This is a genomic window from Streptomyces sp. NPDC057271 (genome assembly GCF_042668715.1).
In the GTDB taxonomy this organism is placed as follows: Bacteria; Actinomycetota; Actinomycetes; order Streptomycetales; family Streptomycetaceae; genus Streptomyces.
Genome location: NZ_JBHUYJ010000085.1, coordinates 24003 through 34410, shown reverse-complemented (window position 1 = coordinate 34410; position 10408 = coordinate 24003). Strand labels below are relative to the sequence as shown.

The window sequence follows — 10408 nt, the reverse complement described above, 5'->3', positions numbered from 1 at the left end:
CGCTCAAACGGGCCGAGCACCGCAACCGGACACCAACCGCACCGAACACCATCACCACCACCCGACAAGGCACAACCTAAGTCACCGGCATTGCGCCTAGCCGGCGCCCGGCCGACCGTCCACCCAGGGGTGGAGCCACCCAGGGGTGGAGCCACCCAGGGGTGGAGCCACCCAGCTCCACCCCTGAGCCGATCACAGCCGCGCCGTCCCTCCGTAGCATCGAAGCGACGGAGGGGGACGGACGTGAAAAGCGACAAGTCGACAGCCCGGTGGCTCGCATGGCCCGCGCCGGAGGCGCTGACCCGGGTCGGCGTGCCTCGCGGCCGCCTCGTCCTCGACGGACTGCTGCTCGCCGCGATCAGCGGCGGGATCGTGGTCAGCGCCTACCGGTCGGGTGCCTTCCCCGGCTGGTACGGGGCGCTGCTCCCACTGGGTCTCGCCCTCGCGGTGGCTCTGGTCGCCGCCTACCAGCGGGCGACCCTTGCCAACCGGCTCGCGGGCTCCCTCGGCCTGCTGACCGCTGTCGCCGGCCTCGGCCTCGCGGCGCATGTCGCCGGGGCCCACGTCGCCGCCACCCTTCTCTGGATCGTCGTCTCCGTGACCGCCATGGAGCGACTGCCACTGCTCGTCGCCCTGGCCACCGTGCTCGTCCTCGCCGGGGGATTCGTGGACGCGGACGAGACCGGGGTCCTGGGGGCCGGAGTCACCACCGCCGCCGTACTGCTCACGGGGTACTCCCTGCGCCTGGACGCCGAGGCCCGCAGCGCCGGGTTCCGGCTGCTGGCCCAGGAACGCGCGGCACGCGACGCCGAGGCGGCCTCCGCGGCCCTGGCCGAGCGGGCCAGGATCGCCCGCGAGATCCATGACGTCCTGGCGCACAGCCTCTCCGCGCAGATGGTCCACCTGGAGGCGGCCCGGCTGCAGATAGAGGTCGGCGCGGAGCGGGAGACGATCCTGGAACGGGTGGTGGCCGCCCGCTCCATGGCCAGGGAAGGGCTCGCCGAGACCCGGCAGGCGCTCTCCGCGCTCCGTGGCGACATGGCGCCGGTCGAGGACTATCTGCGGGAGCTGGCGCGCGAGGACAGGGCAGAGGTCCAGGTAATCGGAGCCCGTAGACACCTTCCGGCGGAAGCCTCGCAGGCTGTACGGCGAGTGGCACAGGAAGCCCTCACCAACGTCCGCAAACACGCACCCGGGGCCAGGACACGGTTGCTGCTCAGCTACGAGAAGGGGGAGGTCGCCTTGGAGATACGGGATTCGGGGGCATCAGTCGCCCCTGACAGGCCCGGGGTATCCGGCACGGTCGGTGTGTCCGGCACCGTCGGTGCGTCCGGCACGGCCGAGGCGGCGGGGCTCAGCGCCTCCGGCTCGGGCTACGGATTGCTCGGCATGCGGGAGCGCGCCGAACTGCTCGGCGGGACGCTGGACGCGGGCCCCGAGGGCAGCGGCTTCGCGGTGCGGCTGCGGGTGCCGGCATGAGCGGTACGGGAGACCGGCACGGCGACCGCGAGGTGGCGCGGGTGATCGTGGCCGACGACCAGTCCATGGTGCGGGAGGGAATCGTGCTCGTCCTGGGGCTGCTGCCCGGCATCGAGGTCGTCGGGGCCGCCAGGGACGGCGAGGAGGCCGTCGCCCTGACCGCCGAACTCGCCCCCGATGTGGTGCTCATGGACCTTCGGATGCCGCGCTGCGACGGGGTGGAGGCGACCCGGCGGATTCGCGCCGAACACCCGGGCACCGAAGTCGTCGTCCTCACCACGTACGCTGACGACGACTCGCTCTTCCCGGCGCTCCGCGCAGGAGCGCGCGGCTATCTCACCAAGGACGCCGGAGGGGAGGAGATCGTACGGGCCGTGCGGGATGTGCTCGACGGACGGGCCGGACTCGCGCCTTCCGTCCAACGGCGCCTCCTGGAAAAGCTGATGTCCCAGCCCGAGGGAGGAGCACGACCTTCCCACCACGTGCAAAGAGGCTCACGGCGGCAGTCGGGCCCGCTTCCCGACGGGCTCACCGACCGCGAGGCCGAGGTACTCGCACTGGTCGCGGACGGCCTCTCCAACCAGGAGATCGGCGCCCGGCTGAGTATCTCCACCGCCACCGTGAAGACCCACATCAACAATCTCTTCGCGAAGGCGGGGGTGCGGGACAGGGCGCAGGCCGTCCGGTACGCATATCAGCACGGGCTCGTCGCACCACCTGGGAGAACCGTCACCTGATGGGGTGAAGTGAGGAAGGAGAAGAGTCCGGGATCTTCCCGCTCTGTCCATCCTTGGGCACGCGGCCGAAACGGTTCGCTGACAAGGAGAGTTCACCGGTGGAGAAGGACGAAGAGCCGGGCGCCCCCGCGATGCGGATCGACGACCCCTGGTACGACGCGCTCGCCTCCGGCTGGGGCGAGTCGGCCGACACGGAGACGGCGGAGACGCCCACCGCCAAGGCCGAACAGGGTTCGGCGCAGACCGGGGCCGTACCGCGTCAGCAGCAGGGCAACCGCGGGGCCGCCGACATCTACCTGGAGGTCCAGCGCAGCCCCGCCTTCCAGGAAGTACGCAGTCGCTACCGGCGGTTCGTGATCCCGGCCGCGCTGGCCTTCCTCATCTGGTACCTCGCCTACGTCGTGGCGGCCACGGCGGCACCCGGGCTGATGGCCCGTCCCGTCCTCGGGTCGGTGAACGTGGCGATGCTCGCCGGGCTCGGACAGTTCCTCACCACCTTCCTGCTGACCTGGGCCTACGCCCGGCACGCCCGGCTGCGGCGGGACCGCGCCGCGCTGGAGCTGCGCTGGACGGTGTTCGACGAAACACGGGCGCAGGAGTCGGCGCGGGGAGGACGAGGGTGAACGACGACCACCAGACACTCGCGCTGCTGCTGTTCAGCGCGTTCATCGCGGTGACACTCGGGATCACCACCTGGGTGAGCCGCAACCGGCGCGGTTCGGCGGAGGAGTTCTACGCAGGCGGCAGGCTCTTCTCCCCACTGGAGAACGGTTTCGCCATCGCCGGCGACTACATGTCCGCCGCCTCCTTCCTCGGCATCTCGGGTCTGATCGCCCTCTTCGGCTACGACGGCATGCTGTATTCCGTCGGATTCCTCGTCGCCTGGCTGGTGGTGCTGCTCCTCGTCGCCGAACTGGTCCGCAACTGCGGCCGGTTCACGCTCGCCGACGTGGTGGCGGCCCGCATGGCCGAACGTCCCGTCCGGATCGCCGCCGGCACCTCCTCCGTCACGGTCTCCGTGCTCTATCTCGTGGCCCAGATGGTCGGCGCCGGGAGCCTGGTCGCCCTGCTCCTCGGCGGCACGAGCGAAGCCGCCCGCTCATGGACCGTGATCGGCGTCGGCGCTCTGATGGTGATCTATGTGTCGCTCGGCGGGATGCGGGCCACCACCTGGATCCAGATCGTCAAGGCCGTGCTGCTGATGGCCGGCACGATCACCCTCACCGTGCTCGTCCTGCTCCGCTTCCACGGGGACTTCAACCACCTGCTCGCCACGGCCGCCGAACGCAGCGGACACGGACGGGACTTCCTCGCCCCCGGCCTGCGCTACGGCGGGGAGTGGACCTCTCGGCTCGACTTCATCAGCCTCGGCGTCGCCCTCGTACTCGGCACCGCGGGCCTCCCGCACATCCTGTCCCGGTTCTACACCGTCCCGACCGCGCGGGCCGCCCGCCGTTCCGTCGTCTGGGCCATCGGGCTCATCGGCGGCTTCTACCTGATGACGATCGTCCTCGGCTTCGGCGCCGCAGCGATCATCGGCCCCGACGCCGTCCGCGCCTCCAACGCGGCCGGGAACACCGCCGTACCGCTGCTCGCCCTCGATCTCGGCGGGGGAGCGGGATCCACCGGAGGTACGGTGCTCTTCGCGATCGTCGCCGCCGTCGCCTTCGCGACCATCCTGGCCGTCGTCGCCGGCATCACCCTCGCCTCCTCCGCCTCCGTCGCCCATGACCTGTACGCCTCACTGCGCCGCCGGGGCAGGCGCGCGAAGCCGTACAGCGAGGTGACCGTGGCGCGGCTCGCCGCGGCAGGAATCGGCGTGGCGGCGATCGGACTGGGCCTGCTCGCCCGCGACCTCAACGTGGCGTTCCTGGTCGGACTCGCCTTCGCGGTCGCGGCGTCGGCCAACCTTCCCGTACTGCTGTACTCGCTGTTCTGGCGCAACTTCACCACGCGGGGCGCCGTGTGGTCGGTGTACGGGGGGCTTGTTCCGGCGGTGCTGCTCGTCGTGCTCTCGCCCGTCGTCTCCGGCAGCCCCGACGCGCTCTTCCCGGGGGTCGACTTCCAGGTCTTCCCGCTCCAGAACCCGGGGGTGGTCTCCATCCCGCTCGGTTTCCTGGCCGGCTGGATCGGGACCGTCACCTCCTCGGAGCCGCCGGACGCGGCCAGGTACGCGGAGACGGAGGTCAGGGCGCTGACCGGCGCCGGTGCGGTGTGAACCGACGGTGTGAGAAGGCGGCTCCGTCGGCGGCGAGCAGCACCTGCCGCACCAGCTCCTCGGTGGTGGGAGAGTGCCCCTTGGGAAGGTCGGGCAGACCGCGCCCGCCGAGAGGGCGCCGAAGATGCGGTCGGCGCACGTGGGCCGCGTTGATCTGGGCGACGCGGGGGTCGTCGTCGACGACCAGGACGTCGGTCACTGCGGCTCCGTGAGCGTGGAAGGCCCGAGCGGGGAAGGCCCGAGTACGGGCGGCCCGAGCGGGGGCGCCGCCGGCGGGGACGTACCGGTGTCCGGTCGTTCGTCCTGAGCCGTCGACGGCCCGGGCTCGTTCAGCGCCTCGGGGAGGACGACGGTGAACTCGGCGCCACCGTCCGGGCCCGTGTCCACCCGGGCACTGCCGCCCTGACGTTCGGCGAGCCGGCGTACGAGAGCCAGTCCCAGGCCCCGCTTGCCGTGCGAGGGCAGTTGTTTTGTGGTCCACCCCTCGGTGAAGACGAGTTCGCGCCGGTCGTCCGGGACGCCGGGCCCGCTGTCGGTGACGCACAGCACAGCGGTACGGCCCTCGGCCCGCAGGGCGATCTCGACGCGGGCGTCGGCGGTACCCGAGGCGGCGTCCAGAGCGTTGTCGACGAGGTTGCCGACGACCGTGACCAGCTCGCGCGGGTCGACCAGCCGGTCGGGGAACAGCGAGTCGGCCGAGATCCGCAGAGAGACGCCCCGCTCGGCGGCGACCGCGGCCTTGCCGACCAGGAGCGCGGCGAGCAGTGGGTCGTGGATCTTCTCGGTGACCTGCTCGGCGGTGGCGCGGTGGACGCCGACGACCTCGGTGACGAACTCCACCGCCTCGTCGTGCATCTCCAGCTCCAGCAGTCCCAGGAGGGTGTGCAGCCTGTTGGCGTGCTCGTGGTCCTGGGCGCGGAGGGCGTCGATCAGTCCGCGGGTGGAGTCGAGTTCGCGGCCGAGTCGCTCCAGCTCGGTGCGGTCGCGCAGGGTGGCGACCGCGCCGCCGTCGTCCGTCGGCATCCGGTTGGCGATCAGTACGCGGTGGCCCCGGACGGTCACCAGGTCGTCGCCCGTGACGCGGCCGGCCAGCACATCGGCCGTACGGCCGGAGCCGAGCGCCTCCTCCAGCGGGCTTCCGGTGGCCTCGTGGCCGATGCCGAGGAGGCGCTGGGCCTCGTCGTTCACGAGCCGGATACGGCCGGCGGGGTCGAGCGCCACGACGCCCTCGCGGATGCCGTGGAGCATGGCTTCGCGTTCGGCGAGGAGTGCGGAGATGTCCGAGAACGCGAGGTCGTGGGTCTGCCGCTGAAGCCTGCGGGAGGTGAGGTACGCGGCCAGGGCGCCGGCCGCCAGGGCCCCGCCGGCGTACGCGAGGAGTCCCGGGATCGCCCCCAGGAGCCGGTCCTGGACGCTGTCGTACTCGATGCCGACGGAGACCGCGCCGACGATGGTTCCGTCCGCGTCGCGCAGGGGCGCCTTGCCGCGCGCCGAGCGGCCGAGGGTGCCGCTGTCGATCTCCATGACCTCCTGCCCGGAGAGCGCGGCGCTGGGGTCCGTGGAGACGATCCTGCCGATCTGAGCGGGGTCGGTATGGGACCAGCGCACGCCTCGGGTGTCCATGACGACCACGTACTCGGCGCCGGTGGCCTGCCGGATCCGCTCGGCCTCGGCCTGCACCGGACCCCCGGCGGACGGATCGGACGCGCGGAGCGCGGCGGCGACCTCGGGCGAGGCGGTGGTCTCGGCGATGGCGAGGGCGCGGCGCATGGCCTGGTCGTCGAGCTGGTCGCTGAGCGGTGCGAGGAAGAGGCCGGTGGCCAGCACCGTGACGCCGGTGGCGACGGCCAGCTGCATGACCAGGACCTGCGCGAAGACCCGCCGCGGCCAGCCGAACCGCCGACGGCGCTTGGTGGGGCTCGCGGGGGTGGTCGGTGCGGGGCTCATGGCAGGAACGGTACGGGGAGGGGGTGGGGACCGGAACTGTGCGGGACCGCGGGGCGGCGGGGGGGCGGGTGGGTGCGTGGCGATGTGCGGTCGCGGGCCGGTGGGGGTTCGCCCGGTCTTCGGCCGGGCTGGATGTTCCCACCCGCACCACTCGTGCGACGAGGAGGGCAGGGGTGCGGGTGGCCCTGTGGGCGGGGCACGCCGTCGGCGGCCGTCGGCGGTCGAAGGTGCGACGGCTGCGCGTCGCGGTCCGCGCCGGCCCTCCGTCGCGGCGTAGCGGTCGGGGTGCGGCGGTAGGTGTGCGGGTCGGCGGTCGGGGTGCCGCGCGTGGTTCGGGGGCGGGCGGTGTGGCTACTCTGGGGGCTTTGTGACTTGTGGGTCGGAGGGGTTTTTCTTGGGCAGGCAGCAGATTCCCGTCGTCGTCCTCTCCGGGTTCCTCGGATCGGGGAAGACCACGCTGCTCAACCATCTCCTGCGCAGCGCCCGGGGGACCCGGATCGGGGTCATGGTCAACGACTTCGGGGACATCGGAATCGACGCCATGACCGTCGCCGGGCAGGTCGGCTCCACCGTCTCGCTCGGTAACGGATGCCTGTGCTGCGCCGTCGACGTGAGCGAGCTGGACGAGTACCTCGACGTCCTCACCCGGCCGGAGATGCGCCTCGACGTGATCGTCATCGAGGCCAGCGGTCTGGCCGAGCCCCAGGAACTCGTCCGGATGGTGCTCGCCAGCGACAACGAGCGGATCGTGTACGGCGGGCTCGTGCAGGTCGTCGACGCCGCCGAGTTCACGCGGACGCGTACCCGGCACCCCGAGACGGACCGGCATCTCGCCCTCGCCGACCTGGTCGTCGTCAACAAGGCCGACCGTGTGGGCGAGCGGGAGCTGGACGCCGTCCACGAGGCCGTCACACGGCTCGCGGGACCCGCCGCGGTGGTCCGTGCCTCGCACGGCCGCGTCGATCCCGAGCTCCTCTTCGAGCGGGTCGTCCCGGAAGGGGAGATCGAGGGCCAGATGTCGATCGAGGACCTGCTGTACGGCGACCCCGACGACGCGCACGACCACCCGCACGCCTCCTACGAGACCCTCTCCCTGGCCTCCGGCACGGCGCTGCACCCGCGCAGGCTCATGACGTTCCTGGACTCCCGCCCCGAGGGGCTCTACCGCATCAAGGGATGGGTCGACTTCGGTGACGCCGACCCCGCCAACCGCTACGGCGTGCACGCCGTCGGCAGGTTCCTGCGCTTCTACCCCGAGCCCTGGCCCGCCGGCCAGGAGCGGCTCACCCAGCTCGTCCTCATCGGCTCGGGCATCGATGGCGACGCGCTCCGCAAGGAACTCGACGCCTGCCGTGTGAACGGCCCGCAGGACGCCCCCGACGAGCACAGCATGTGGGGCGTCCTGCGGTACGTACAAAAGATCGGCCAGGAGACCGACCAGGACCTCTAGCTCGCCGGGCCCGCCACCACCGTGACCGGCTTCGGCAGCGGGGTGCCCGAGCCGTCGCGGCGGGGGTCGGCCTCGGGCAGCTCCACCGGCGTGCCGTTCGCCTGCGCGGCGTGCGCCGGGGTGGCGCCCGCCCAGGCCAGGATCAGCACGTCCTCGCCCTTGAGGAACCGCTGGCAGCGCACGCCGCCGGTCGCACGCCCCTTGCGGGGGTACTGGTCGAACGGCGTCAGCTTCGCCGACGTGGCGGCTGATTCGTCCAGCGTGCCCGTGGAGCCCGCGACGGTGAACACCACCGCGCCCGCCGCCGGGTCCACCGCGGTGAACGAGATCACCTCGGCGCCCTCGGCGAGCTTGATGCCCGCCATACCGCCTGCCGGGCGGCCCTGGGGCCGTACCTGCGAGGCCTGGTAGCGCAGCAGCTGGGCGTCGGAGGTGATGAAGACCAGATCCTCCTCGCCCGTCCGCAGCTCGGTCGCGCCGACGATCCGGTCACCCTCCTTGAGGGTGATGACCTCCAACTCGTCCTTGTTCGTCGGGTAGTCCGGCACGACGCGCTTCACCACGCCCTGGAGCGTGCCGAGCGCCAGTCCCGGCGAGGCCTCGTCGAGCGTGGTCAGGCAGACGACCGTCTCGTCGTCCTCCAGGGTGAGGAACTCCGCCAGCGGCGCCCCGCCCGCCAGGTTCGGCGCGGCGGCCGTGTTCGGCAGCTGCGGCAGGTCGATCACCGCGATCCGCAACAGGCGACCGGCGGACGTCACCGCGCCGACGTCGCCGCGCTGCGTCGCCGGAACCACGGAGACGATCACGTCGTGCTTGGCGCGCTTGCCGTCCGTGGCGGCCGGGATCTCCTCCGTCGCCGTACGCGCCAGCAGACCCGTCGAGGACAGCAGGACCCGGCACGGGTCGTCCGCGACCTCCAGGGAGGTGGCGGCGATCGGCGCGCCCGCCGACTCCAGCAGGACCGTACGCCGGTCGGTACCGAACTTCTTCGCCACCGCGGCCAGTTCGCCCGAGACCAGCTTGCGCAGTTCGCTGTCGGAGTCGAGGATCCCGGTCAGCTCGTCGATCTCGCCGTTGAGCCGGTCGCGCTCGGTCTCCAGCTCGATCCGGTCGAACTTGGTGAGCCGGCGCAGCGGGGTGTCCAGGATGTACTGCGTCTGGACCTCGCTCAGCGAGAAGCGCTCGACGAGGCGCTCCTTGGCCTGCGCGGAGTTCTCGCTGGAGCGGATGAGACGGATGACCTCGTCGATGTCGAGCAGCGCGACGAGCAGGCCCTCGACCAGGTGCAGCCGGTCGCGCTTCTTGCCCCGGCGGAACTCGGAGCGCCGGCGCACCACGTCGAAGCGGTGGTCGAGATAGACCTCGAGGAGCTCCTTGAGGCCCAGCGTGAGCGGCTGGCCGTCGACCAGCGCCACGTTGTTGATACCGAAGGACTCCTCCATCGGCGTCAGCTTGTAGAGCTGCTCCAGGACCGCCTCCGGCACGAAGCCGTTCTTGACCTCGATGACCAGGCGCAGACCGTGGTTGCGGTCGGTGAGGTCCTTGACGTCCGCGATGCCCTGCAGCTTCTTGGAGCCGACCAGGTCCTTGATCTTGGAGATGACCTTCTCGGGGCCGACCGTGAAGGGCAGCTCGGTGACGACGATGCCCTTGCGACGGGCCGTCACGCTCTCCACCGTCGCCGTGGCGCGGATCTTGAACGTGCCGCGGCCGTTCTCGTACGCGTCCTTGATGCCCGACAGGCCGACGATCCGGCCGCCGGTGGGCAGGTCGGGGCCGGGGACGAAGCGCATCAGCGCCTCGAGGTCCGCGTTCGGGTACCGGATCAGGTGCCGGGCGGCGGCGATGACCTCGCCCAGGTTGTGCGGGGGCATGTTGGTCGCCATACCGACCGCGATGCCGGACGCGCCGTTGACCAGCAGGTTCGGATACGCGGCGGGGAGCGCGACCGGCTCCTGCTCCTGGCCGTCGTAGTTCGGCGAGAAGTCGACGGTGTCCTCGTCGATCGACTCGGTCATCATGAGCGCCGCCGCGGCCATCCTGGACTCGGTGTACCGCATGGCGGCCGGCGGGTCGTCGTTGCCCAGCGAGCCGAAGTTGCCGTGGCCGTCGACCAGCGGGAGGCGCATGGAGAACGGCTGGGCCATGCGCACCATCGCGTCGTAGATCGACGCGTCGCCGTGCGGGTGCAGCTTGCCCATGACCTCGCCGACGACGCGGGCGCACTTCACGTAGCCACGGTCGGGGCGCAGGCCCATCTCGTTCATCTGGTACACGATGCGGCGCTGGACGGGCTTCATGCCGTCGCGGGCGTCCGGCAGCGCGCGGGAGTAGATCACCGAGTACGCGTACTCGAGGAAGGAGCCCTGCATCTCGTCGACGACGTCGATATCGAGGATCCTCTCCTCGAACGCGTCGTCCGGCGGCGGTGTCTTCGTGCTGCGGCGGGCCATCGCGGCTGCGGCTCCTTCACCAACAAGGTTGATCTGACGCGGACCATTGTGGACCGTCCCACCGACAACGCCGACCGCGACCCGGGTACGGGCCGCCGTCAGCCGTCGGCGACGCCCGCGCGAC

Annotated in this window: 8 protein-coding genes; 5 read left to right on the top strand and 3 right to left on the bottom strand. The window is 71.6% G+C overall.

Features of this window, described 5'->3' with window-relative positions:
• Window positions 1–243: 243 nt before the first annotated feature.
• The 4 genes from ACFUJR_RS29565 (at window position 244) to ACFUJR_RS29550 (ending at window position 4434) form a co-directional block, all read left to right on the top strand.
• Window positions 244–1479, top strand: a complete 1236-nt coding sequence (locus ACFUJR_RS29565; RefSeq protein ID WP_383171429.1) for a sensor histidine kinase — start codon at window positions 244–246, stop codon at window positions 1477–1479.
• Window positions 1476–2216 carry a response regulator gene (locus ACFUJR_RS29560; protein WP_383171432.1) on the top strand — a complete coding sequence of 247 codons (741 nt, stop codon included), beginning with the start codon at window positions 1476–1478 and terminating at the stop codon, window positions 2214–2216. Before ACFUJR_RS29565 ends, ACFUJR_RS29560 begins: the two co-directional genes overlap by 4 nt.
• A 98-nt stretch (window positions 2217–2314) precedes the next feature.
• Entirely contained in the window at window positions 2315–2839 is a 525-nt protein-coding gene (locus tag ACFUJR_RS29555) for a DUF485 domain-containing protein (protein WP_383171435.1), read from the top strand.
• Window positions 2836–4434 (top strand): cation acetate symporter, encoded by a 1599-nt coding sequence (locus ACFUJR_RS29550; protein WP_383171437.1) that lies wholly within the window; start codon window positions 2836–2838, stop codon window positions 4432–4434. Before ACFUJR_RS29555 ends, ACFUJR_RS29550 begins: the two co-directional genes overlap by 4 nt.
• Here ACFUJR_RS29550 and ACFUJR_RS29545 read toward each other — a convergent pair.
• Entirely contained in the window at window positions 4403–4633 is a 231-nt protein-coding gene (locus tag ACFUJR_RS29545; RefSeq protein ID WP_383171440.1) for a hypothetical protein, read from the bottom strand. The genes ACFUJR_RS29550 and ACFUJR_RS29545 overlap by 32 nt on opposite strands.
• Window positions 4630–6381: an ATP-binding protein gene (locus tag ACFUJR_RS29540; protein WP_383171443.1), complete on the bottom strand. Its 1752-nt coding sequence runs from the start codon at window positions 6379–6381 to the stop codon at window positions 4630–4632. The genes ACFUJR_RS29545 and ACFUJR_RS29540 overlap by 4 nt, the downstream gene beginning before the upstream one ends.
• A gap of 394 nt (window positions 6382–6775) precedes the next feature.
• Here ACFUJR_RS29540 and ACFUJR_RS29535 point away from each other — a divergent pair, with 394 nt between their 5' ends.
• Window positions 6776–7831 (top strand): CobW family GTP-binding protein, encoded by a 1056-nt coding sequence (locus ACFUJR_RS29535; RefSeq protein ID WP_383171446.1) that lies wholly within the window; start codon window positions 6776–6778, stop codon window positions 7829–7831.
• On the opposite strand, the gene ACFUJR_RS29530 is transcribed toward ACFUJR_RS29535, so the two are convergent.
• Window positions 7828–10284 (bottom strand): DNA topoisomerase (ATP-hydrolyzing) subunit A, encoded by a 2457-nt coding sequence (locus tag ACFUJR_RS29530; RefSeq protein WP_383171449.1) that lies wholly within the window; start codon window positions 10282–10284, stop codon window positions 7828–7830. The genes ACFUJR_RS29535 and ACFUJR_RS29530 overlap by 4 nt on opposite strands.
• Between the last annotated feature and the right edge of the window lie 124 nt (window positions 10285–10408).

What these genes read in the sequence shown, in the direction of transcription:
- ACFUJR_RS29530 (WP_383171449.1), bottom strand. Translation starts at nt 10,284, where the DNA reads ATGGCCCGCCGCAGCACGAAGACACCGCCGCCGGACGACGCGTTCGAG.
- ACFUJR_RS29540 (WP_383171443.1), bottom strand. Translation starts at nt 6,381, where the DNA reads ATGAGCCCCGCACCGACCACCCCCGCGAGCCCCACCAAGCGCCGTCGG.
- ACFUJR_RS29560 (WP_383171432.1), top strand. Translation starts at nt 1,476, where the DNA reads ATGAGCGGTACGGGAGACCGGCACGGCGACCGCGAGGTGGCGCGGGTG.